This is a genomic window from Paraglaciecola psychrophila 170 (genome assembly GCF_000347635.1).
In the GTDB taxonomy this organism is placed as follows: domain Bacteria; phylum Pseudomonadota; class Gammaproteobacteria; order Enterobacterales; family Alteromonadaceae; genus Paraglaciecola; species Paraglaciecola psychrophila.
Map to the genome: position 1 here is coordinate 1,247,830 of NC_020514.1, position 25,875 is coordinate 1,273,704.

The 25,875-nt window shown below is 40.7% G+C and carries 18 protein-coding genes and 2 pseudogenes; 12 read left to right on the forward strand and 8 right to left on the reverse strand.

Features of this window, described 5'->3' with window-relative positions; genetic code table 11:
- Nucleotides 1–123: 123 nt before the first annotated feature.
- On the reverse strand, nt 124–360 hold the full coding sequence (locus tag C427_RS27120) for a LysR substrate-binding domain-containing protein (protein ID WP_007639533.1): 237 nt from the start codon (nt 358–360) through the stop codon (nt 124–126).
- 184 nt (nt 361–544) lie between these two features.
- On the opposite strand from C427_RS27120, the pseudogene C427_RS05405 reads away from it, so the two are divergent.
- A pseudogene (locus C427_RS05405) lies at nt 545–1,125 on the forward strand (glutathione S-transferase).
- A gap of 1,046 nt (nt 1,126–2,171) precedes the next feature.
- Here the strand turns inward: C427_RS05405 and C427_RS05410 are convergent.
- Entirely contained in the window at nt 2,172–3,485 is a 1,314-nt protein-coding gene (locus tag C427_RS05410; protein ID WP_015430532.1) for an aminotransferase class V-fold PLP-dependent enzyme, read from the reverse strand.
- Between the two features lie 236 nt (nt 3,486–3,721).
- Between C427_RS05410 and C427_RS05415 the strand changes: the two genes are divergently transcribed.
- Nucleotides 3,722–6,148, forward strand: coding sequence for a TonB-dependent receptor plug domain-containing protein (locus C427_RS05415; protein WP_007639530.1), 2,427 nt, complete (start codon nt 3,722–3,724; stop codon nt 6,146–6,148).
- A 332-nt stretch (nt 6,149–6,480) separates the two neighbouring features.
- On the opposite strand, the pseudogene C427_RS28480 reads toward C427_RS05415, so the two are convergent.
- The 5 genes and pseudogenes from C427_RS28480 to typA (C427_RS05440) all read right to left on the reverse strand — a co-directional run.
- Nucleotides 6,481–6,945: pseudogene (locus C427_RS28480) on the reverse strand (methyl-accepting chemotaxis protein); the annotation flags it as partial.
- Between the two features lie 12 nt (nt 6,946–6,957).
- A complete protein-coding gene (locus tag C427_RS28485; protein WP_015430534.1) occupies nt 6,958–7,311 on the reverse strand; it encodes a methyl-accepting chemotaxis protein in 354 nt (117 codons plus the stop codon).
- A 336-nt stretch (nt 7,312–7,647) separates the two neighbouring features.
- Nucleotides 7,648–7,953 carry a PAS domain-containing protein gene (locus tag C427_RS28490; RefSeq protein ID WP_007639528.1) on the reverse strand — a complete coding sequence of 102 codons (306 nt, stop codon included), beginning with the start codon at nt 7,951–7,953 and terminating at the stop codon, nt 7,648–7,650.
- A gap of 495 nt (nt 7,954–8,448) precedes the next feature.
- Nucleotides 8,449–10,287, reverse strand: a complete 1,839-nt coding sequence (typA, locus tag C427_RS05435) for a translational GTPase TypA (protein WP_007639527.1) — start codon at nt 10,285–10,287, stop codon at nt 8,449–8,451.
- 449 nt (nt 10,288–10,736) lie between these two features.
- Nucleotides 10,737–12,581 (reverse strand): translational GTPase TypA, encoded by a 1,845-nt coding sequence (gene typA / locus C427_RS05440; protein WP_007639526.1) that lies wholly within the window; start codon nt 12,579–12,581, stop codon nt 10,737–10,739.
- Between the two features lie 439 nt (nt 12,582–13,020).
- On the opposite strand from typA (C427_RS05440), the gene glnA reads away from it, so the two are divergent.
- The 4 genes from glnA to glnG all read left to right on the forward strand — a co-directional run bounded on the left by glnA (nt 13,021) and on the right by glnG (nt 17,738).
- A complete protein-coding gene (gene glnA, locus C427_RS05445) occupies nt 13,021–14,430 on the forward strand; it encodes a glutamate--ammonia ligase (RefSeq protein WP_007639525.1) in 1,410 nt (469 codons plus the stop codon).
- Nucleotides 14,431–14,598: 168 nt separating this feature from the next.
- Nucleotides 14,599–15,126, forward strand: coding sequence for a DUF4124 domain-containing protein (locus tag C427_RS05450; protein ID WP_226991184.1), 528 nt, complete (start codon nt 14,599–14,601; stop codon nt 15,124–15,126).
- Nucleotides 15,127–15,255: 129 nt separating this feature from the next.
- Nucleotides 15,256–16,335 carry a nitrogen regulation protein NR(II) gene (glnL, locus tag C427_RS05455; protein ID WP_007639523.1) on the forward strand — a complete coding sequence of 360 codons (1,080 nt, stop codon included), beginning with the start codon at nt 15,256–15,258 and terminating at the stop codon, nt 16,333–16,335.
- Nucleotides 16,332–17,738, forward strand: coding sequence for a nitrogen regulation protein NR(I) (glnG, locus tag C427_RS05460; protein WP_007639522.1), 1,407 nt, complete (start codon nt 16,332–16,334; stop codon nt 17,736–17,738). Before glnL ends, glnG begins: the two co-directional genes overlap by 4 nt.
- A gap of 917 nt (nt 17,739–18,655) precedes the next feature.
- On the opposite strand, the gene C427_RS05465 is transcribed toward glnG, so the two are convergent.
- A complete protein-coding gene (locus tag C427_RS05465) occupies nt 18,656–19,804 on the reverse strand; it encodes an HD domain-containing phosphohydrolase (protein WP_007639520.1) in 1,149 nt (382 codons plus the stop codon).
- Between the two features lie 193 nt (nt 19,805–19,997).
- Between C427_RS05465 and C427_RS05470 the strand changes: the two genes are divergently transcribed.
- The 6 genes from C427_RS05470 (at nt 19,998) to C427_RS05490 (ending at nt 25,843) form a co-directional block, all read left to right on the forward strand.
- Entirely contained in the window at nt 19,998–20,717 is a 720-nt protein-coding gene (locus C427_RS05470; RefSeq protein ID WP_007639519.1) for a 1-acylglycerol-3-phosphate O-acyltransferase, read from the forward strand.
- 25 nt (nt 20,718–20,742) lie between these two features.
- Nucleotides 20,743–21,105 carry a ribonuclease E inhibitor RraB gene (gene rraB / locus C427_RS05475; protein WP_007639518.1) on the forward strand — a complete coding sequence of 121 codons (363 nt, stop codon included), beginning with the start codon at nt 20,743–20,745 and terminating at the stop codon, nt 21,103–21,105.
- Between the two features lie 167 nt (nt 21,106–21,272).
- On the forward strand, nt 21,273–23,609 hold the full coding sequence (locus C427_RS05480; RefSeq protein WP_034899655.1) for a TonB-dependent receptor domain-containing protein: 2,337 nt from the start codon (nt 21,273–21,275) through the stop codon (nt 23,607–23,609).
- Nucleotides 23,610–23,685: 76 nt separating this feature from the next.
- Nucleotides 23,686–23,952, forward strand: coding sequence for a hypothetical protein (locus tag C427_RS27125; protein WP_015430535.1), 267 nt, complete (start codon nt 23,686–23,688; stop codon nt 23,950–23,952).
- Nucleotides 23,924–24,808: an alkaline phosphatase family protein gene (locus C427_RS05485; protein WP_236613743.1), complete on the forward strand. Its 885-nt coding sequence runs from the start codon at nt 23,924–23,926 to the stop codon at nt 24,806–24,808. The genes C427_RS27125 and C427_RS05485 overlap by 29 nt, the downstream gene beginning before the upstream one ends.
- 6 nt (nt 24,809–24,814) lie before the next feature.
- Entirely contained in the window at nt 24,815–25,843 is a 1,029-nt protein-coding gene (locus tag C427_RS05490; RefSeq protein ID WP_007639514.1) for an alkaline phosphatase D family protein, read from the forward strand.
- The last annotated feature ends 32 nt before the right edge of the window (nt 25,844–25,875 follow it).

Below are 25,875 nucleotides of genomic sequence, written 5' to 3' on the forward strand. Positions count from 1 at the left end.
CTTGTATGCCCGACCTTGCTTATGCAGCCCTTCAGTTGCTGCTTGATGAAATCGACAGTCTCTTTGAAATATTGCAATCGGTAGAGGATGTTGTTGAGCCGCATCAAAATCTGAGTTGTGGACTCAAACACCTTGACTGGATTTTAGGAAATAGCCTTCTTCCGAGTCAGCAGAACGGGTAATGATCCCCGGGTCTAGGTGACCGCTATCCAGCATAAGTTTGACTCGATTACTTGGAGTACAGGTGATTTGTAAGTCAAGGTTTGGCCACTGCTGATGTAATAACTTCACTAAAATAGGCAATACTGATTCTGAGTAATCATCGGGACATCCCAAGCGCATCAGTGTGCTTGGCTGCACGGGTAAAGCTGCCAGTTTCGACGAAGGCTAAAAAGCTACGTAACGCCTCAATGTCCATGTTCTTACCAATATTACCTATCAGGTTTACTAATAGGTAATATCAAGATTATCCGTTAGTCAGCTGCTTAATGTCAGCGTAGATTAGATTTTATTCAGTGAATCTAGGAATAAAGTAGGAAGATGTATGCAGCTTTACATCGGCAATAAAAATTATTCATCTTGGTCGTTACGTGCATGGATAATGCTAGCAAAATCAGAGGTTAAGTTTGAAGAAGTTAAACTGTTATTGGGTACGTCGGAGTTTTATCAACGTTTAGAAAAAGTTACACCAACGCATAAAGTACCAGCTGTAGTGGATGGCAATGTGAAGGTGTGGGACTCGTTAGCTATTTGCGAATACATCAATGATGCTTATTTGTCAGGAAGCGCTTGGCCAGAACTCGCCAGACAAAAGGCTGAAGCGCGGGCAATCGCCTGTGAGATGCATTCTGGGTTTAATGGTGTGCGTAACGAAATGCCAATGAATATAAGAGCAAAACGCAAAATAGTCCTGAGTGAGCATGCTAAAAATGACATTCTACGCATCCAACAAATATAGAGTGAACAGTGGTATTACGTTTTCAGACTTACGACATAGTGGTAGATGTCAAAGCAAAGCGCTACATGGAACGTGTATTAGCTTGCCCTGAACTCAACCAATGGATAACAGCTGCACTGCAAGAAACAGAGGTAGTAGATGTTGATGAAGCCGGGGTACCCCACTAAGAATTAATGCTTTGAAGTATAAGCGAGTTGATACTTCTTACTTTAATTGCTCTGGGCCATTTTTATAGCCTCTACCTTGACCTTATTTTCCAGAACATTCAAGCCAGATTCGGTATCTATAATAATACCAAAGCGTACGCCAAGCTTAGAGAATTTACAGCGACAGCAGATTGGTAGGACCAAATCGGTTTGGCCATGCCAGTTCAGGCATCTTCGGGCTGAGGACTATCGGTCACGGGAGCAGCAACGGTTTCAGCTATCTTCTTATGTGAAAAACCCTTATGCCAACTTCCATGTTAATTATATACGTTCCTCTGGTGTTCCATTCCATCACGGAATGGCGCCAGTGGTGAGACATAACAAACGCTGTGCTTTCTCGCAGGCGTCGCTCAGGGAATTCCGACAACTGTGGCTGCTGGATTTAACTGGCACGGCATTTACGGGATCCATTTTCAAGGAACTGCGCCTCTGGGAAATGATCGCAACGGGAGCCATTTTTCGGCAATATGGCGCCACCATTTCTATGCCAATCCTATGTAAGGCGTATTTGGTCATGTAAAAAACACTCATGCCTATCCTAGAACCCAAGTCGCTGCTTTTTGCCGTGTCTTCCTCAACGACATCCTATTTGGCGATTTAAATATCAATATACGAAGCGCACTTATCCTCGCTTCTTTGGCGGCTTTAGTGGCGGGCACACATCAAATTTTACCTATGAATACAGGCTTTTGCCCCTGTTGCACCTTGTATTTTCACCCGTTAAAATGCCTTAGAAGGCGGAACGTCTAGCATCGACTTCGCAATGCCCCCTAATACCTATGTTGCGAACATCGAAATATCGGTTCACAAACCCGAGCCTGTTATGTCTCTTACCAGAAGTGGGTCAGATCATAGCGCACTGAAAGGCATATATGTTCGATACAGCTCCTTTTGCTAATGTCAAAACAGGATTCGTATAAACCAACACACGATGGATAATACAATTATGGGCCTAGGGCTTGATAAGTCGTTGTTGCTGGTTGAAAACGTTAAATAAAATAAAATAATTAAGCTAGTTTCTTCATGCTATCAACCAGTTTTTGAATTTCATCAGCACCTGTAAAAACTTGAGGCGTGATACGAATGCAAGCTCCTGAGTGCAAACCTTTGCGCACCACAGTGAAGATCCCATAATCATTTTCAAGTGTTTGCTGTAGTTCTTTTACATCTTCTATGCTAGTTTTTCCAGTCATCCTAAATGAACTCATGCCAGTGGATGACATCTCATCTTTACCGCCTAATACTTCGATATGTGACATAGTTTGCGCTTCGCTAAACCACAAATTACGTAAATATCTGAGCCGTGCTTCTTTGTTTTTAGCGCCAATGGCTTGGTGATAGTCTAACGCAGCTGGCACCGTCATAAAGGCTGCAAAGTTAGAGGTAGCGATGTGTACCCGACTATATGCACGATTATTATCGGGATCAGACTCACCAGGGTAGGGAGCTATTTTATCGAGAGTGCCTTTTTGCATATACAAGGCACCTACTCCGACAGGTGATCCTATCCACTTGTGTAAATTAAATCCTGCCCAGCTCACTTGTAAATCACTAATTTTATAGTCAATTAATCCCCAAGATTGCGCACAATCACAGATAACATCAATGCCGCGTTTTTTGGCTTCGTTGACAATGGCTTTAACCGGAAAAACTAGACCATGTTGATTGCTAACATGGGTAAGTAACATCAGTTTAATATTCGGATGCTGATCGAAGGCATTAATATAACACTCCAATAATTGTTCTTGTTCGGCAACTGTGGGCGTAATCAATTCAATGGTATCAACGCCTCTGTCTTGTTTTAACCACTGCATCGCGGTTTTAAAACTGGGATAGTCGCTATCGGCCATGAGCACAGCATCGCCTGACGTTAATCCTTGATATTGACGAATAAGGTTGTGAATGGCTTCTGTGGCATTGCGAGTCAATACAATTTCACCATCCTCTGCCCCAAGCCCTTGAGATACGCGGGCCATAGCTTGACGCATATCGGATGGAAAACCTTTTCGGGCGTAGAATGAATTTTGGCTATTCACCATTTTATTGGCTGTGTGATAGGCGTCTAATACAGGTTTCGCCATTTTGCCCCAATAGCCGTGTTCAAGATTAATGATACCTTTGGTGCGATCATAATCTGTGGCTATTTCGCGCCAAAAAACCTCATCAGACGCTAAACTGTTCGGCGATTTTTTGATTGAAGTGGGCAAAGACAATGTGTCTTTAGGTGTCTGTGCTGTTGTTCTCATCGATGAAAGTGCAGCAGTTGCAGCGACCCCTGTTAGCAATTGACGACGATTCAAAGAAAATTTTAGTGGATTCATTCGATAAACTTTTTGAGTCAAAATAAGATCAACAGCATAACGGTATTTTGTGACAACTTTATAAAATAAAAAATTGATGTTATTTATTATTTTAATGAGTGTTTATTCTAGCGGCTTTTACTTAAGTAAGAAAAGTGAAATAAAAGTTACATTTTTCAATAACATAATTGTCATTATTCCGTGACAAAGTAACGCCGCCAATTACTCGGTCATAACTATTTATAGGGTCTTATTTTATGTTTACATTGTCTACAATCTCACGTTCTGTGTGTCTCATTTTAGGTGTTAGTGCGCAGCTACCAACGCTTAGTTATGCCGAAGAGGCTTCGCATTCTGAACTCAAAAATAACATGGAAAGTATCATCGTCACGGGGACCCGCTCTTCAGAGAAAACGGTTTTTGATTCGAGTGCCCCGATTGATCTTATTTCAGCTAATGAATTAAGCAGCACAGCTTCTGAAGACTTATCTGATTCCCTCGCACAAATAGTACCTTCATATAAAATACAACGTTTGCCCATGGCTGATGGTCAAGTATTTGTAAGACCAGCCACGTTACGAGGTCTATCACCTGACCATACTTTAGTGTTGATCAATGGTAAGCGCCGTCATCGTAGTGGTTTATTGGGTGGCAATGGAGCACAAGCCCCTGATTTAGCGCAAATACCTTCTTCTGCTATTAAGCGGATTGAAGTGTTACGAGATGGAGCATCTGCGCAATATGGTTCTGATGCCATCGCCGGCGTGATTAATATCATTCTCGACGACGGGGCTGATCTGAAAGGTTTTGCTCAGTATTCAGAGTACAGTGAGGGGGATGGTGAGAATATAAGAGCAGGTATTAAGGCCGGCACTAAATTGGGTGGTGATGGATTTATAACCACTAGTTTTGAATATTCGAATGCTGAAAAAACCTCGCGCAGTCGTCAGCGTCCCGATGCTATTCAGTTTGCTGTAAACCATCCCGAAGTCACTGTGCCTAATCCCGTACAAAATTGGGGGCAACCAGAAACAGAAGTGTTTCGTTTGGCAATTAATTCAGGGTTAGATACACAATTTGGATCCGCATATTTGTTTGCGACCCTCGGCCGAGGTAAGGGGCTGAGTGATTTTAACTGGCGTAACCCAGACAGCACCAGTGCTTTTAATCTTACTGACGTGTTTCCAGATTTTGATCTTAAGGATATCTATCCTGCGGGTTTCTCGCCTCAGTTTAAGCAGGACGATAGCGACAATGCCTTAAATATGGGATTAAAAGGAACCATGTTCAACGATCTAGATTGGGATATGAGTGCAGGTTTTGGACAAAATAGTATTGAGTATAAAATGTCGCAGAGTATTAATGCTTCTTTGGGCTCTGCTAGTCCGACTTCATTCAGCATAGGTGAGTTAATTCAAAGCGAAACAAATTTAAATGCAGATTTCAATTATATATGGTCCTCGCCTATATTATTTGAAGATGCCAATGTTGCCTTTGGTTTAGAGTACCGCAAAGAAACCTATGAGATAAAACCTGGAGAACTAGCGTCTTACGAAATAGGGGCAGGTGCATCAGCCGGTTTGCCTTCTGGGTCAAATGGTTTTCCTGGCTTTTCCCCAAGTCAATCGGGTGAATCGAGTCAACACAGTAAATCAGTTTATATGGATGTTGATTTACCTATGAGTGAAAGTTTGAATATGGGCTTAGCGACTCGCTATGAAAAATATTCCGAATACGGTAATGGTAAATTAACGGGCAAATTATCGACTCGTTACGAAGTCAATAATGACTTAGCTTTGCGAGCCACACTTTCAACTGGTTTTAAAGCGCCTACGCCTGGACAGTTATTCAGCGAACGCACATCGCAGGGTTTGGACACAAACACCCTGAATATTTATACCTCTGGTCGCTTTTCACCTGAAGGCGCTGTAGCGAGAGTGATATCAGATCGTGCGGACGTTTCTATCAACCCACTTGAGGCTGAAGAGTCTAGCAACATCAGTGCTGGTATCGTCTATCGCAATAACAACGGATTTCATTCCTCTGTCGATATTTATCAAGTTGATGTTGATAATCGGTTAAGTACGTCAGAAACTTTCACCATCAGCGATAGTGAGAAATTGCAGCTAGTAGGATTAAATGTTGTTGGTGGTGAAAGTATTACCCGCGTTAACTTTTTTCAAAATGACTTTGATACTCGCACTACTGGTGTGGATTTAGTGTTAGGTTATACCGCTAACGTAAATAGTGGGAGTTTATCGCTCACTTCGGCATTGAATCATAACAAAACGGAAGTACTTAATGGGAGTTTGGTTGACAACGTCACCACCCGTAATCGCTTTGAAAAACTACTACCGCAAAACACGGCTAGTTTCGCTGCAAATTATGATTTGGATATTATTAGTTTAATGGCTAGAGTCAGGTATTACGGCTCCTGGACTGACTATTCTGGAAATAGTGACGGGGATGTGTTTCAAGACTTTGGTTCAGAATTTTTCACAGATATCTCAGCTAGTTATAAATTGAGTGAAGATATCACCCTGAGCGCTGGCGCTGAAAATATTTTTGATTCCTACCCTGAAGAAGCAACATATCAAGCTAACCGAGGCTTGATTTACTCGCGAAATGCACCCTACGACACGGATGGACGTAATATATATATTAAAGTAGCGTTTCAGTTATAGTAACTCTAAACCTAGTCTAATCGTGATCAATCTAATCCAGTGATTGATCATCATTGGATTTCTTTGAAAGTAAATTACTAAGTTTATATAATCAAATTTATTAAGCCACCCATATTAATATTCTGTGCTTAACTAATAAGTTAATAAAGGTGTTGTATTTGAGTATTGATTTTGGCCCACAACATTTGGTCCATAATTATGGGAGACTTGTTAGTTATCGAGTGCTAATTAGCTCGCATGCCCTTGATTGCAGAATCAAGTATGGCGCAGTCAATAAAAACCGGCTTTCGCCGGTTTCATTTTATACTCTTAAAAGTTCGCCGCTAATTACTCTACTTTTGTGCGAACGTCAGTCCTAAGGAGCTTAACACATTAGTTCGTTGCTCAATTTTATTGGCTTCCTCTTCAACCACTTCGGCTTGCGCAAGATTTTGTCTTGAGGCGTCATTAATATTAGAAATGTTGCGACTGATTTCCTGTGAAACCATGCTTTGTTCTTCCGATGCAGCTGAAATTTGTATAGCTAGGTCTGCTATCGAAGACACGCCATTATATACTTTCAGAACAATATCTCTGGACTGGGTGGTTTCAGACACACATAAATCAGCTGATTCTTTACCTTTTAACATGATTTTAGACCAGCTCAAAAACGTGGATTGAATTTCACCTACTGAACTTTGTATTTGTTTGGTTGCTGAATGAGTTCTATTTGACAGGGCCCTCACTTTGTCAGCTACAACAGAAAACCCTCTTCCTTGCTCAACCGCAAGTGCGGCTTCAATCGCGGCATTAAGGGCAAGTAAATTTGTTTAGTCAGCAATACCTTGAATCTTTTGCATAACCACACTAATTTGCTCTGCTTCTTTAGCTAGTTCACTGGCAGCAGTCGCTGATGCAGATACATCATCAGCTAACTTGGAGACTTGTTGCATTGTTTGAGACATAGAATCAGTTGCTGATTTGCAGTCTATATGCAACGACTCAACTTTTGCCGACGTTTTCGTAGTGTTGTTAGCCACCTCAGAAATAGTTGCTGTCATCTCTTCTATTGCCGCAGAGCCTTGAAATAATTCATTGGCTTCTTGCTCGACACCTTTTTTAGCAAGTTCAGACGATTTTTTTAATAAGACAGCACCCATAGAAAGTACGTTAGTGCTATCCATAACTCTCCCAAGTATTGTTTTAACTCGACCTTCACTTAGTTTTTGGGGGAAATCGACAATACTCGCTAATCCTTCACCATAAAATACATGCCGAGAAATACTGTCGTATTTTTTTGCTGGTCAGCCAAATAATGTTGCATTTGGATTAATTCAGTATTAAAAACTGCATAGGGTAGCGCCATAAACAATAACGAAAACTATGGCGAATAAAAACACAAAATTATAGTAACAAGCGACGTAATCAAGAAAACTGAATTCTTTACTATAGGCTTAGTAAATACTCCATCACCTTTGAATTTGCCACTATTTATATGTGTGTATATTCGTTCAGCATTTTTACGATAATCGGCTGCACAACACTGTGCGTAAAGATTGATAACCAGTCAATGTGCCTTTTTCATAAACATGGGTTACAAATGCATCTACCCAATAATACTTTCCATCGTTACAACGGTTTTTAACTGCACCTTGCCAAGCTTGTTTATTCTTCAACTTTCCCCACATATCAGCAAAGGCCGCTTTGGGCATATCAGGATGTCTTACGACATTATGATTTTTACCTAAGAGTTCTTGCTGGAAATATCCTGCTACTCGACAAAATGCTTCATTAGCATAGGTAATTACACCCGCTGTATCTGTCACAGATACGAGCTCTTCGTCAGATCTTAATGGTACTTCTTCATTTATTATGCCCTGGTTACCTTTAGATATTATTGTTAGCTCTTTATGTTCTTTATATTAATGTTTTATCATTTTGTTAAACGCTGTTATTGCATTAAGAATTTGTAGCCCGACTGTTTTCTATACTTAGTTATGACAGGCACTTGCATATCATCCGACTAAGTATATTTAGATTGTTAATCTCAAAGGAATTTGGTTGAATTATAGGCAAAATTTAGTGCATAAAACTTTATTAATTATCGAGCCTTAAGAGAACCTTGGTAATTAACAAATACTGGATTTCGCGATATAAGATGTAAAAAGGTAATGATATTTTGGGCTTTTTTCTTTTAAAAACGCGGGTGAATGAGGTGTGTATTAGATATAACCTAGACATCACACAAATATAAAAACCGGCTTTCGCCGGTTTCAATTTCATCTGATTTTTATTAGAAATTTTAGCTCGAAAGCTTAAACTCAGCTCTTAGTTGGTCGCCCAGCTTGCTTTCGCAAGTTTTCAGTCAACAACTTCTTACGAATTCGTGTGCTTAAAGGTGTCACTTCAACCAATTCATCATTGTCGATGAACTCAAGCGCTTGTTCTAGCGACATGATAATCGGTGGTACTAAACTTTGCGCTTCGTCGGTTCCTGATGCACGAACGTTAGTTAGCTGCTTACCTTTAAGGGCGTTCACCGTCAGGTCATTTTCACGAGCATGAATACCAATTACCATGCCTTCGTAAACTTCAACACCGTGACCGATAAATAACCGTCCGCGACTTTGTAAGTTAAACAATGCGTTAGTTAGTGCTTTACCGGTTGCGTTGGCAATTAATACGCCACTCTTACGCTTACCGATTACGCCGCCTTTATGGGGGCCGTAATGATCAAAGGTGTGGTAAATCAAACCAGAACCTGACGTCATGGTCATAAAGTCAGTTTGGAAACCAATCAAACCACGGCTAGGGATCATGAAGTCCATACGAACACGACCTTTACCATCGGGTGTCATATTGGTTAACTCACCTTTGCGTAAACCAATTTGTTCCATAATGGAACCTTGATGTTTTTCTTCCACATCTATAGTCACTGTTTCGAAAGGTTCGTGGGTCACACCATCCACTTGTTTCAAAATTACTTCCGGACGAGAAACCGCTAATTCGTAGCCTTCACGACGCATGTTTTCAATCAATATACCCAAGTGAAGTTCACCACGACCTGATACGCGGAACTTGTCCGGATCTTGGGTTTCTTCCACTTTAAGCGCCACGTTGTGGATCAATTCAGTTTGCAAACGTTCATGGATATTACGTGATGTGACGTATTTACCTTCTTTACCACAGAACGGTGAATTATTGACTTGAAAAGTCATGGTCACTGTTGGTTCATCAACTGAAAGAGGCGGCAATGCCACAACTGCACTTGGATCGCACACGGTATCGGAGATTTTAAGCTCACCTAAACCTGTTATAGCAACAATGTCACCCGCGTCACCAGAATCTACTTCGAGGCGCTGAAGCCCTAAATAGCCTTGAACCTGCCCGATTCTTCCGTTGCGGGTCTTGCCATCAACACCAATAACACTGACTTGTTGGTTAGGCCTAACCGAACCACGTGTAATACGCCCTATACCAATTACACCCACATAGGAGTTGTAATCCAATTGCGACATTTGCATTTGTAATGGGCCGTTGATATCGGCAACAGGTGGTTTAACATGTTTGATGATAGTTTCAAACAAAGGCGTCATGTTATCGCTAGGCACATCTAAATCGTTGGTAGCCCACCCATTTATGGCTGATGCGTATACCACTTGAAAATCTAATTGGTCGTCAGTTGCACCTAAGTTGTCGAACAAATCAAATACCTGATCTATTACCCAACTCGGACGAGCACCAGGCTTATCAATTTTGTTAATAACAACAATCGGCTTGAGACCTTGTGCAAAAGCTTTTTGTGTTACAAAACGCGTTTGTGGCATAGGGCCTTCTTGTGCATCTACCAATAACAATACTGAATCGGCCATAGACATCACACGCTCCACTTCACCACCGAAATCGGCGTGTCCAGGAGTGTCTACTATATTTATGCGGTATTCATTCCATTTAATAGCGGTGTTTTTCGCAAGAATGGTAATGCCACGCTCCTTTTCAATATCGTTTGAGTCCATCACACGTTCTTCGGCTACGCCGCGGCTCTCTAAAGTGCCAGACTGTTGTAGTAACTTATCAACTAGGGTGGTTTTACCGTGGTCAACGTGGGCTATAATAGCTATATTCCTCAAATATTCGATTGAGGTGTTTGATGAACTCATTTTTTCTTTCTCTGTTAAGGGCCACGTATTCGTCTTGAATGACTATCTACTTGTAAAAGTAATACGTAGCTAGATTGTTTAAATTTTGCGCGCGGATTATACAGTTTAAAAGAGAAAAGGGGATAAGTCTTTTGAACATTCATCGATATAAAATTTTTACCGTCCACTTATAGTAATTTCACTGCAAGTTATCATATGTCCATGTTGGTTCGCATGTTAGTTCATATAAGTTGTTCATCAATAGTTAGGACACTTTATAGAACTTACAGTTTCCTGCTAGGTCATTATTGTTAATAGTGATTCATACATCAAATAATTAACATAAGAATTAAATGCTAAGAGCTTAATGAGATTCTTATAATTTTAACGTAGCCAATAAAAAACCGGCTTTCGCCGGTTTCAATTTAATCTTTTAAAAGCTCGAAGCTCGAAGCTCGTAATTCGAGAGTTTACCCTTTAGCAGGTCGTCCAGCTTGCTTACGCAAGTTCTCAGTCAACAACTTCTTACGAATACGCGTGCTGATAGGTGTCACTTCGACCAATTCATCATTGTCAATGAACTCAAGTGCTTGCTCTAACGACATAACAATCGGTGGCACTAAGCTTTGCGCTTCGTCGGTACCTGATGAACGTACGTTAGTTAACTGCTTACCTTTGAGGGCGTTAACAGTCAGGTCATTTTCACGAGCGTGAATACCAATCACCATTCCTTCGTATACTTCAAGACCGTGACCGATAAATAAACGTCCGCGGCTTTGCAAGTTAAACAATGCGTTAGTCAATGCTTTGCCTGTTGCGTTGGCAATCAATACACCACTTTTACGCTGACCGATTATGCCGCCTTTATGGGGTCCGTAATGATCGAACGTGTGGTACATCAAACCAGAGCCTGATGTCATGGTCATAAAGTCAGTTTGGAAACCAATCAAACCACGACTAGGGATCATGAAATCCATACGGATACGACCTTTACCATCTGGAGCCATGTTGGTTAGCTCACCTTTACGTGTTCCTAGCTGTTCCATGATAGAACCTTGATGTTGCTCTTCAACATCAATAGTAACCGATTCGTAAGGTTCGTGAGTCACGCCATCAACTTGTTTCAAAATAACTTCTGGACGCGAAACAGCTAACTCGTAACCTTCACGGCGCATGTTTTCAATCAATATACCTAAGTGAAGTTCACCACGACCAGATACGCGGAATTTATCCGGATCAGTTGGTATTTCTTCCACTTTAAGTGCCACGTTGTGGATTAACTCGTGTTGCAAACGCTCAAGAATATTACGTGAAGTCACGAATTTACCTTCTTGGCCAGCAAAAGGAGAGTTATTGACTTGGAATGTCATGGTGACTGTAGGTTCATCCACAGAAAGAGGCGGTAAGGCGACAACTGCACTTGGATCACAAACAGTATCTGAGATTTTAAGTTCGCCCACACCTGTTATGGCAACAATATCACCTGCATCACCAGATTCCACTTCGAGGCGCTGTAGCCCTAAATAGCCTTGCACCTGACCAATTTTACCGTTACGAGTTTTACCATCTGCGCCAATAACAGTGACTGCTTGGTTAGTCTTAACCGAACCACTAGTAATACGCCCTATACCTATTACACCCACATAAGAGTTGTGATCCAATTGCGATATTTGCATTTGTAATGGGCCATTGATATCGGCAACGGGTGGCTTTACATGTTTGATGATAGTTTCAAACAAAGGCGTCATGTTATCGCTAGGCACATCTAAATCGTTGGTAGCCCAACCATTTATGGCTGATGCGTAAACCACTTGAAAATCTAGCTGATCGTCAGTCGCGCCTAAGTTATCGAATAAATCAAATACTTGATCTATTACCCAATCAGGACGTGCGCCTGGCTTATCAATTTTGTTGATAACAACGATTGGCTTCAAACCTTGAGCAAACGCTTTTTGTGTAACAAAACGGGTTTGTGGCATCGGGCCTTCTTGCGCATCTACTAACAACAATACTGAATCGGCCATGGACATAACACGCTCTACTTCACCACCGAAATCGGCGTGACCAGGAGTGTCAACTATGTTGATGCGGTATTCGTTCCACTTGATAGCAGTGTTTTTCGCAAGAATGGTAATACCACGCTCTTTTTCGATGTCGTTTGAGTCCATCACACGTTCTTCGGCTTCGCCGCGGCTAGCTTCTAATGTGCCAGACTGTTGTAATAACTTATCAACTAGGGTGGTTTTGCCGTGGTCAACGTGGGCTATAATGGCTATGTTCCTCAAATTTTGAATTGAGGTGTTTGATGAACTCATTGTTTTGTCTCTATTTAGGGCCAGATATTGTATCAAAGATGATTATTAATTTTTTAAAGTCACATTTTCTAAAGTAATACACGGCTAAATTTACTGAAATTTTATGGGCGCGGATTGTACAGTTTTATCCTCCATTTAGCGAACTTCAAATGCATATCGCTGTTAATAAAGAAAAGACCCCTAGTTTATTAACCTCGCATTAACATCTTAATGGTAATTTGGAGTTTTTAAACCAGTGTGACCCAATGTAGTGCTTTGGCGCACTTTTTTGGTGCGAACGGTGCTATCCTTTTCGTTTACGCTATGCTAAAAAAACATAAACAAAAGACATTCCAATCACTTAGGTATGTGGCATGATTATCGCTTCATGCAGGCACACTTTGTATTTGGGTTATTTGACTCCCAATAATACATTTATACTTTTAATCTGGAGGACACCATGTCAGCACAAAAGGCCTTAGACCTTATTAAAGAAACCGAAGCTAAATTTGTTGATTTACGCTTTACTGATACAAAAGGCAAGGAACAACATGTTTCTATCCCTACTCATCAAGTGACTGAAGACTTCTTCGAAGAAGGCAAAATGTTTGACGGTTCTTCTATCCTAGGTTGGAAGGGTATTAACGAATCAGACATGATCTTGATGCCTGATGGCGAAACGGCTGTACTTGACCCATTTGCTGAAGAAACTCAAATTAATATTCGTTGTGATATTTTAGAACCAATGACCATGCAGGGCTATGACCGTGATCCTCGTTCTATTGCTCGTCGCGCAGAAGAATATTTGAAGTCAACAGGTATTGGCGACAAAGTGTTAGTCGGACCTGAGCCAGAATTTTTCTTGTTTGACGATGTTCGTTTCCATACCGATATGGCTGGTTCTTTCTTCAAAATTGATTCTAGTGAAGCCAAGTGGAATTCAGGCTCTGAGTTTGAAGAAGGTAATATGGCCCACCGTCCTGGTGTTAAAGGTGGTTATTTCCCAGTTCCTCCAGTCGATTCGGCTCACGATACACGCGCAGCTATGTGTATGGTTATGGAAGAAATGGGCTTAACTGTTGAAGCGCATCACCATGAAGTAGCGACCGCCGGTCAAAACGAAATTGCATGCCTTTTCAATACATTGGTTAAAAAAGCTGATGAAGTTCAAATCTATAAGTATGTTGTACATAATGTTGCTCATGCTTACGGACAAACAGCTACCTTTATGCCAAAGCCTATTGTGGGTGATAATGGTTCTGGTATGCATGTTCACATATCAATTTCTAAGGAAGGCAAAAATGTCTTTGCTGGAGACAAATATGCTGGCATGTCTGAAGAAGCTTTATTCTATATTGGCGGTATCATTAAACATGCTCGCGCAATTAACGCTTTCACTAACGCATCGACGAACTCCTACAAACGTTTAGTACCTGGTTTCGAAGCACCTGTTATGTTGGCATATTCTGCACGTAACCGTTCTGCTTCTATTCGTATTCCTTTTGTGACTAGCGAGAGAGCTCGTCGAATCGAAGTACGTTTCCCAGACCCAACAGGTAACCCTTATCTAGCTTTCACTGCATTGTTGATGGCCGGTCTTGACGGGATCAAAAACAAGATTCATCCTGGTGATTCAATGGACAAAGATTTGTATGACTTGCCCCCTGAAGAAGCTGCGGCAATCCCACAAGTATGTAGTTCACTTGAGCAAGCGTTGGAAGCCCTTAATAACGACCGTGAGTTCTTAACTGTCGGTGGTGTTATGACTGACGACTCGATTGATGCTTACATAGCACTTAAGAGTGAAGAAGTGCAATTACTAAACATGTCAACTCATCCAGTTGAGTTTGATATGTATTACAGCGTTTAACGTTGCAATGATTTAGTTGACTGTCTTTGATAGTTATTAGAATTAATAACAAGCCCGCATTTGCGGGCTTTTTTTACCTGTAATCAGGCTACAATTGACTATGAGCTTTGGGTTTTAGACTGTGATATTAGAGTCTTGGGCTAGGTCTTGGTATGGAGGTAGGTGATTGTGCGGATATTTTATACTTTTTGTTTATTATTATTGTGCCTTGGTGTGTCTGCACAGGTGGTATATAAAACGGTAAAGACTGATGGCAGTGTGGTTTATAGTGATGTGCGAAGCGATGGTGCTGTAGCCGTTAATCTATCTTCAATGAATACTGTCGTTGTTCCTGCTCTCAATAATGCTACGAGCCAAAAAATCGGCCGAATTAATCCAGCGAAAACCCCCAGACCTGAAGTGCAATATATCGTGTCCATTCGTTCGCCAGATGCCGAACAAACATTGCGTGATAATTCTGGTGCGGTAATGATTGATGCAGAAGTGTTACCAAAAAGATCGGGTAAGTATCAATTAATCATTGATAATCAGGTAGTTAAAACTCAGTCAAACAGAAAGTTTCAATTAGAAAATATAAATCGTGGTGCCCATACCATTCAAGTTAATTTTCTCGACAACTCAGGCAAGATCCTTGCATCGTCTAAGCCGCAGACCTTTTATCTGCAAAAAGCTTCTGCTCTGATCAATGTTAACTAGTGCTAACTGATACAAAACAAGCATATTGTATAAAAAGTAGTATCTAAATTAGAGCAGCTAAATAATACTTTGCACTAAATAAGTGCGCTCTATACGTGCATTAAATAAGTGCATGAAAAAGTTGAATTTATGTCTGAATCTATTACTACTGAATACTTATTAGAAAACCTATCGACTGCTGTTCTCGTGTTAGATGACAGCATGATAGTGCAATATGCTAATCACGCTGCTCAAGCCGTATTTGAACGCAGTTTGAACTTACTGATTGGTTGTTCGTTTAATCATTTTATTGCATCTTCGAGCCTTGATTTTCTGCGTTTCCAAAATTCTATGCAATTTGGTGAAGTTTACTCTGACAGTGAAGTCACCTTCAAATTTATAGATGGTCGACATACCCAAGCTGATGTTTCTGTTACCAGCATACTTGAAAACCAAGATAAACGATTATTAGTTGAAATTAGACTAGTAGAACAGCAAAAAAAGATCAGCCAAGAAAATCATCAATGGGCGCAACAGCAGGCTGCCCGTGAATTGGTGCGCGGTTTAGCACATGAAATTAAAAACCCACTAGGTGGCATTAGAGGAGCAGCGCAACTCCTAGCTAAACAGCTAACCAGTGATGAATTAAAAGAGTTTACTGAAGTTATTATTGAACAATCCGACAGGCTTACCAATTTAGTGGATCGCTTATTAGGGCCAAATTCACGGCCTAATTTTGATTGGCACAACGTGCATCAAGTACTCGAAAAAGTATGTACTTTGGTGCGGCTTGACCCTAGCCATAATATTGAGATAACAAGGGATTATGACCCGAGCATACCTGATATATATCTTGATCAAGATATGATGCAGCAAGCCACATTAAATGTAGTTCGCAATAGTGTGCAAGTGCTGTCTGAACACCAAGAAATAGCAGGTGAGATCAAAATCATCACCAGAATTGAACGCCAAGTGATAATTCATGGCGCGTGTTTCCCGCTATGCGTAAAAATTCAGATTATTGATAATGGTCCAGGCATACCAACCGAACTTAAAAACACGCTATTTTACCCTATGGTTACCAGTAAAAAAGAAGGCAGCGGTTTGGGTTTATCTATATCTCAAACCTTGATCGGCCACCACAGAGGAAAAATTGAAGTAGATAGTTGGCCTGGCAGAACAGAATTTACGTTGTATTTACCCATTGATAAAAAGGATCCCCAGACATGAGTACAGAACCCGTATGGATAGTCGATGATGACAGCTCGATTCGCTGGGTATTACAAAAAGCGTTACAGGCGGCAAATATCCCTTGTTTCAGTTTTGAAAACCCCGAAGATTTATTGTTGCAATTAGAAACAGCACAACCGCCTGAAGTGATAGTGTCGGATATTCGCATGCCCCAGATGGATGGTATGGTTTTATTAGGCGAAGTGCACAAGCGGTATAAAAACATCCCTGTCATCATTATGACCGCCCATTCTGATTTAGACAGTGCAGTGAATGCCTATCAAAGTGGTGCATTTGAATACTTACCCAAACCTTTTGACATCGATGAAGCAGTGAATTTGGTGCGACGGGCGTTAACCCATGCACGTGAGCAGTCTAGCAAAAACCAACCGCCCGAACTGGTCAAAGCTACCGAAATTATTGGTGAAGCGCCTGCTATGCAAGAAGTGTTTAGAGCCGTGGGGCGTTTATCTCGTTCTAGCATTAGTGTATTGATTAATGGTCAATCAGGCACCGGTAAAGAGTTGGTGGCTCATGCATTACATCGCCATAGCCCACGTTCAGAAAATACTTTTATTGCGTTGAACATGGCGGCCATACCCGCCGACCTGATTGAATCTGAATTGTTTGGTCACGAAAAAGGCGCGTTTACTGGAGCACAAGCAGCAAGACAAGGGCGTTTTGAACAAGCTAATGGTGGTACATTATTTTTAGATGAAATAGGCGATATGCCCATAGACGTGCAAACCAGATTGTTACGCGTTTTAGCAGACAGGCAATTCTACCGTGTGGGTGGCCATAACCCCGTTACAGTAGATGTACGTATTATTGCTGCAACTCATCAAAATTTGGAACAACGTGTATCTGAAGGTAAGTTTCGCGAAGATTTATATCACAGATTAAATGTCATACGTATTCATATTCCAACGCTCAGTGAAAGGCGTGAAGATATTCCCATTTTGGCAGCGCACTTTTTGCAAAAAGCGGCGGCAGAGCTAGCTGTTGAGGTTAAATCCCTTAGTAAAGAGACGAAACAAATTCTATCCAACTTACCGTGGCCAGGAAATGTGCGTCAGCTTGAAAATATGTGTCGTTGGTTAACGGTAATGGCCAGTGGTCAAGAAGTTCTGCCTCACGACCTACCGCCAGAAATACACCAACAACCAGTCTCAATTGTCAATCCTGCGCAATCTGGTGATTGGCAAACACTTTTAGCCAGTTGGGCTGATAACCAATTGCAATCTGGTCATAATAATATTCTCGACGATGCGATTATGAGCTTTGAAAGGATTTTGTTAGAAAGGGCATTACATTATACTCATGGCCATAAACAAGATGCGGCTAAACGTTTGGGGTGGGGTAGAAATACACTGACACGTAAACTTAAAGAGTTAGATATGTAGAGTGGAAACAGCCAGTTAGTTCATCACTGGCTTGTTATCTGCTGTTTTATCCAGTTGAGTGATATTGGCTGCAGATTGTTTAATCAGGACTTCAAAATTATATTTTTGTAACAGTCAATTATAATCACCGTTTACATGCATATTGAGTATGCATTCATCAACGTGATCTAAAAGCTCCGAAATATGTGTGATATTTTGGGTGTTTTTGGAAACAGTGATGAAGTGTTTTTTAAAATCTTTAGCGAAGTGTTATAATTTAAACTTATTGGCAATTCCAAGACAATTAGCAAATCAGTAAAATGTCTGTTTGCTATTAGCCATAATATCAAATTTTGGCGTAGAACTTAATAACTGAGCAAACATTGCATCGATATTATGTCCTTCAGATAATTGGCCATTCAAACCTTTTTTTCAATGACTATTGAAACTTGTGACGTGTGAGATAGCCCTACCAGATGGCCAATAATTCAGTCGTCTAAGTCTTCACTCTTTTTAATGTCAATATTACTATCAGACCGCAGGGCAAACCCATATTTAGTGGTAAATACTGACACCTTTGAGAAGACAATAAATGTTTCACGTTATTTTTTAAAATTACATAAACTAATGTCTAGTTCACCGCTTTGCATATATAGATGGGTGCGTTTTACTGGCAGTTTGATGTGCTTTATGATGAAGTTTTTTTTAGGTACACATTCATTTAGTACATCTTTACCTAAGCCAGATAAATGACTTTTTTGATTCAGGAAAGAGAAATGGAGACCAATCGATATCATTTAAAATAATACTATTTTAAATGAATCATGTTTTTTCATAATTTAAACGAATATATCAATATAGTCTTGAGCCCTAAAACTCCATCATTATACTATTCTGCTATTTAGTTGGTAGAGAATAACTAGGTATTCTAAACCTGATTATTTAGCTCGTTCATTCGTTAACAACGAAGCCATTCCGCTGTTAAAAGCCTGCATCCATTTAGTTGAAAATTGGCCTTTAGAGATGCGGTTGATTTCGATGACCGCTTTTTTCTTAGGGCGCTGCAAATGGCTCTCATGTGCTCGGGCATGGGTGATGGCGTCAAAGGTGTCCAATATAGCTAATAATTTTGCACCTTCGCAAATGTCATTTTCTTTAATACCCAGGGGGTAACCGCTGCCGTCAATTCGCTCGTGATGTTGCATCACGATTTTACGGGCCTCGTTCCATTGATTGAGATTTTCTAGTAAGCGCGCGCTTTTATATACATGTGAACGCATCAGGTTAAACTCTAATTCTTCAAGTTTTTCTTGTTTATGCAGCACTGCAATAGGCATAAAAGCCATGCCAAAATCATGCATGTAACAGGCAACAGCAAGTTGCACTTCATCGACTGGCGAACCAGCAACTTTATTAATGTAGCCAGCTAGTTTGGCAATGCGGTCACCTCTTCCGTCCCAGTATTTCGAACGTTTTTCTATGGGTTTCATTAATTCTCTAAAAAACATCAGATCTTCACGTTCTTCGTTAGTAATAGATTTGGGTATGCCTATTGTTGCTATGCTAAGAGACGCACTAGCAGTAGTTGTTTCGCCCGAATCTGCTTCATTACCTAGGTCAAGACTAGGATCTAATATCAAAACTGCTTTGGCTAACAATTGTTCATGAGCATTACCATTTTCAGGCGTAATATGTTTGATAGCCTCAACAAGCCGCTCAAACGTCGCCTTGTCATATTCAGCTTGCCCAGTTTGAATACAGCTTTGCACGAATACTTTAACTTTATCCATGATCAATAAAACCAAGTCACTCATATTACTGGTGTATTGAATTTGCCCTTTACGTAAGTAATCAAGAAGGTCTTCGGCGTATTGCAAAAGTGGGATGAGGGGTGAAAAGTTAACTAGGCCTAAGTCACCTTTAATGGTGTGAATTGAGCGAAATAATGAACGTTGTAATTCGTTATCTTCTGGCTTTAACTCCAATTCAATTAAGGTTTGTTCGCTGGCTTCATAAAGTTCGTTTATTTCTTCCAATAGGTCGGTGAGAATATCTTCGTCGAGATCTTCATGTTTAAACATTTGCATAGAATCAATAGCCTTAATGATTGAAAGTGTGAATAGCGTTATTAAGTATCTGCTAATTAAGAATATTATTCATTTATTTGTGCGCTAACTAAAACGCAAAAATACACGAACTTATAAATCAAGTGGTATAAGTGTTTTAGCTAATGACTAAAAATGCGTATACTCTGCAGCCACTTATTGATGAGGGTACGCTTTGTTAGCGCTTTTACGCATAGTTGCGATATTCTTTTATTTTTTGCTGATCAACCTTGTACTCGTATTGATTTGTTTAGTGCGGCCTTTTCATCGGGATAACGTACATGCTTGCGGTGCTTTGTATAGTTCTGTTTCTGTTCTGTTCGGATTAAAAATAGAAATCCGGGTACCAGACAGTGTTAAACAAGGTGGACCATATGTGTATATCGCGAATCATCAAAATAGCTATGATTTACTGACTATTTGCGGTGCTACTCAAAAAGGTACAGTAACAGTCGGGAAAAAAAGTCTCGTATGGATACCTGTGGTTGGCCAGATATATTGGTTAACAGGTAACATTATGATTGACCGAAATAATTCAGGTCGCGCCCATGATACCTTGCAAAGTACAGTACAGAAAATTCAAAAAAAGCGTTTGTCGGTGTGGTTTTTCCCTGAGGGAACGCGCAGTTATGGTCGCGGATTGTTGCCTTTTAAAACAGGTGCTTTTCGTATAGCCAAAGCCACCAACGAACCCATAGTGACAATTACTGCCAGCCGATTATATGATAAAATAAAATTAAATCGATGGGACAATGGCACGTTATTAATCGAACTGTCAGAGCCGGAGTTTATGGATGAAAATAAATCTTTAAAACAAAATGCTGAATATTTCCATCAGAAAATGCAACAACAGATTAAAAAAGTAGACGCAGAAGTAGATAATAAAATCGGGTAATCCGGTTAGCATAGAGGCAAATTTTATGAATTCAGAAGAAACATCCGAACTAGCCGAATGGCATGAATTTAACCAAGAAACTATCGAAGCATTGATCGAAGATGGCAGCGATGCCAGTCAAGCACATACCATTGAGTATCACTTCGCTAGTGCTGACTTTGACGTATTAGAAAAAGCGGCTGTTGATGCTTTTAAAGCCGGCTTTGAAGTGGGTGATGCCGAAGAATTAGAGTTGGAAGATGGTGAAGAGGTCTTTTGTTTTGATGCCGTGGTCGAACGTATGTTGGATGCAAAATTAATCAACCAAGATACTGACAAGCTTTTTGCTATTGCCATCAAACATAACGTAGATTACGACGGCTGGGGCACATTCTTTATTGAAAAGTAGTCATCATCCGTCAGTATAAAAAATAGACCAATGACACAAAAGTGTCATTGGCTTGTAAAAAAAACGCAGTAAAACCATCATCTAAGTGTCATTAAAAGTACATCTCAGATTCACATTGCTCATTCATATTACCGCCCATAATAAATATTAAATCGGTTAACACATTAATGAGCACCAAAACTCTTTCCAAACTAGCTTTATCTGTATCTGCTGCACTGGGTACCTGTGCTTTTATGGCTCCTGCTTTAGCAGCAGAAGCGTCAGAAGAAAGCATGGAGTCGATCACAGTAGTCGGCAAAAGCGTTTCTTATGCCAACAACCAAACATCAGACGAAATGATGAAACAGCAAACATCCATGACCAGCGTATTGGCTGCTATTGATAATTTGCCAGGGGTATTAATAAACGAAGGTGATACTTTTGGTGCTGATGATTGGTCCACCAGTATTTCTATTCGTGGATTCCAAGTAGATTTGTCACAGCAGCAAATTGGTATGACGGTAGATGGCATTGCCAATGGTAATTCTAATTATGGTGGCGGCGCTAAAGCTAACCGTTATATTGATACTGAAAACTTAGCCAGAGTCGACGTATCCCAAGGTACAGCAGATATTGCTTCTCGCTCCCATGAAGCATTAGGTGGTACCCTCGATTTTGTTACTTTGATGCCTGGCGTAGACGAACGTTTGGTGGTCAGCGCTACACTTGCTGAGTTTGATGGCAGAAAGTTTTTTGCACGTTATGAAACAGGTGAAATCGCTAAAGATACTTTTGCATGGTTCAGTGTGTCTAACCAAGAAAGTAGTGACTGGATGGATCAAACTGCTGAAAATGTGCGTGACCATTTTGCTGCAAAAGTGATTAGCACTATCGGTGATGTTAATTTGACTGCTTATGCATCTTACGACGATACCCATGAAGACAATTACCAACGTATATATGGCTTGTCGCAATTTGAGCAAAACTCTAATTGGGATCAGCTGACTAGCGAGTGGACAGGTATCCCTTACCAAGATCAAGCTTATCGCCGTGGTTGGTCTACGTTAAGAGAAAACTTTTTTACTTATTTAAAGGCTGACTTTACTGTGGGTGAAGTAGCTTTTAGTACCAATGTTTATTATCACAATAACGAAGGTCGTGGTGATTGGGTGCCGCCTTATCTGGTGAATGTGACTGATGACGGAGAAGGCGTTGGTCATTCTGAAGTCGTATCGGGCAACACGGTTTATGGTGGTGACATTTTAGGTCAAATTTTCTTTGTTGACAGAGCGGGTGTTCAGCTTAGTCCTATCGATGGTTGTGTAAGCTCTATTAGTTTCCCTTACGGAGGCGCAGGCGCTGAGTATGACCCAGGTTGTCATGAACAAGGGGCTATTCCAGTAGGTTCATATCGCACGACTAATTATGAAAAATCACGTATTGGTATCAACGGTGACTTTATCTGGGATGCGCGTATAGCCGATATGGATAATACGCTACGTGGTGGTTTTTGGTACGAAGATTACACGCGTGATGAAACTCGTAGCTGGCAGAAAATCATCGATTCGGCGACTAGTTACCGTTTTGATGAAACTCCTTATTGGGTTCAGTATGATCGCGAATTCCCAGTAGAAACCACGATGTTTTACCTTGAAGACCAACTTGATTTAGGTTTTGCTAAAGCTCACTTCGGTATCAAGCAGTTTTTTGTTGATGTGTCGAAAAATGACCGATTTAATGCAATCAACGATCAGGGTGTATCTTCAGATTCAGACTTACTGTTCTCAGCGGGTTTTGTTGCACCTTTACCTGTAACTGGACTTGAGATGTTCGCTGGTTTTGCACAAAACTACGCTTCCATCAAAGATGCTGTATTAGAGCGTGATGATTCAGATTTAAGCTTAGTGAAACCAGAAACCGCAGACAACTTTGATTTGGGTCTACGTTTTTCTTCTAGAGATGTAAGCGCTAGCTTGACCTATTACGCCACTAAATTTGATGACAGGATCAACTTTGTGAGTAATGAAACTGTGACAGGTATCGACTTCTTAGAGTCGGCTGCTGGTGGTTATATTAATGATGGTGGCATAGAGTCGACAGGTTTTGAAGCATCGTTAAGTTACCAACTTTCTGAAAACTTCAGCGTGTATGGGTCTTATACCAGCAATGATTCAGAATATACCGACGCCGAGTATTTAGGTAATGGTGTCATTGGTGCCGCTGAACAAATGGGTGTGGTGAGCATTGATTGGGTACGAGGTAACCATTATGCAGGCCTAAGCACTAAATATGTTGGCGAACGTTGGATGAATCAAGCGAATACCGCAGCTGTAGAAGCTTATACAGTCAGTGATTTTTACTTGGGTACGTCCATTGACGACTTAGGCAGTAGTGTTGAGTCGATTGAGATTAACCTTACCATCAACAATCTGTTTGATGAAAGTTACCTTGGTACTGTTGCCACTAATGCAGCATGGATAGGAGCTCCTCGTACGGTTGCCCTAAATCTAAAAGCCGCTTTTTAAATAAATTTCCCTGTGTGTCACTTTGGGACGAGCTTATGCTCGTCCTTTTTTTTTGCCTAATGAAAGTGAGTTTGAAATGAAATTAATCTTCTTTTTTGGTTTATGCTGCTTTGTCTTAACAAGCAAAGCTGCCGATAATTTAATATTAGTCAGTATTGACGGATTGCGTTGGCAAGAAGTATTTCAGGGGTATCAGGATGATGTGCTTGATTTAGAAACATTTAAGGAACAAAAAGAAGGCTTAGTTAAACAGTTTTCAGGCACAAGTGCTGAGAGTAAACGTCAGAAGTTGATGCCTTTTTTTATGGAATGTATTGGCAAAAGAAGGGGTGTTAATAGGTAATCGTGATCTAGGCTCACAGATGCAAGTCACAAACGGTTATTGGTTTTCGTATCCAGGTTACAATGAGTTGTTGACAGGAAAAGCTGACCCGAACATTGATTCAAATAAAGCCATCGAAAATCCCAATATCACTATATTGGAATGGCTAAACAAACAATCAGAATACCAAGGGAAAGTAGCTGCTTTTGGCAGTTGGGATGTGTTTCCTGCCATTATTAATCGGACACGCAGTGGTTTACCTATTAATGCGGGTTTTGAATCTGCCGATTGGGCAGGTTTATCAGATAAAGCTCAGTGGTTAAATACGTTGCAAACACAAGTTCCCAGTCCTTGGCATAACGTGCGTTTAGATGCATTTACCTTCGGATTTACTAAAGAATATATATTGTTACATCAGCCAAAAGTGATTTATGTGGCACTAGGTGAAACAGATGACTTTGCTCATCAAGGTAATTACCCTGAATACTTACGGGGTGCTAACCGAGCCGATAAATTTATTGCTCAGTTGTGGACATTGTTGCAATCAATGGAGCAGTACCAAGACAATACCAATCTGATAATTACAGTGGATCACGGTCGTGGTGACTCAGCACAGTCATGGCAACACCATGCTAGCCCAAAGGCTGTAAAAGGTTATTTAAACGGATTAAAACAATATCAGGATGGCATACCCGGTGCAGATCAGATTTGGCTAGCCGCGATGGGCCCAGATGTGAAAGAATCAGTTGGAAGCCAGCAGACCTCAAACTTCACCTTGGATCAAGTTGCGGCGACTGCCGTGCAATTGCTTGGATTCGACTATTTGCAATTTGCAACGGACATTGGCCGACCCTTACCGATAATCAAACAAAGGTAAATCATCATGAAATGTATCACTACCTGTATTTTCTTTTTGATAACAATTAATACAACAATGGCGGCTAAGCAGGTATCTGATGTGCCGATTAAAATTCTATTTGGCTCATGTTTACACCAAGATAAGCCGCAACCTATCTGGCAAGCGATGAACCAAGAGCAAGCCGATTTGTTTGTGTTACTTGGAGATAATGTTTACGGTGATACCGAAGATATGCAGGAGTTAAAAGCCAAATATGCCAAGCAGTGGGCAACATCGGGTATGCAAACCATGTTGGCGAATACCCTGACTATTGGTATATGGGATGACCATGACTTCGGTGAAAATGATGCTGGTGCAGAATACCCACAAAAAGAGGCGTCTCGGCAGATCATGCTTGATTATTTTAATGTGCCTAAAGATAGCCCAAGACGCATTAGAGCAGATGGTATCTATACCAGTCATATTTTGACTCAATCCAATAAAAAAGTGCAGATTATATTGCCCGACTTGCGCTGGAATCGAAGTCCTCTTGAATCAGTAGATAAGCTTCATTATATGCTCAGCAAAGCACCTAATGATTTAGGACCTTATATACCCAGCAAAGATGAAGCGTCCACTATGCTTGGCGAAACCCAATGGCAATGGTTAGAACAACAATTACAACAACCTGCAGATGTGCGCGTTTTAGCGACTAGTTTACAATTTCTACCTGAGTTTTCTGGATGGGAATCGTGGGCAAACTTACCCCATGAAAGACAACGGTTTTTAGCCTTGCTCGATAAATATCAAATAGATAACCTGGTGATTGTTAGCGGCGATACTCATTGGAGTGAATTCAGCCAAATAGCCCGAAATAACCAAAAGTTATTGTGGGAAATGACAGCCTCTGGCCTTACTGAAGAATGGAAAAATGTCAGCCCCAATCAACATAGGGTAGGGGAGAGTTATGCCAAGGCAAACTATGGTGTGATTGAACTATCAGGTAAACAATTAACCATGAGCATTAAAGATGTATCTGGCAATACCGTTATGTCACACATAATCGAACTATAAAATCGAACTGACAAGCCCTTGTCTTCAGAGGT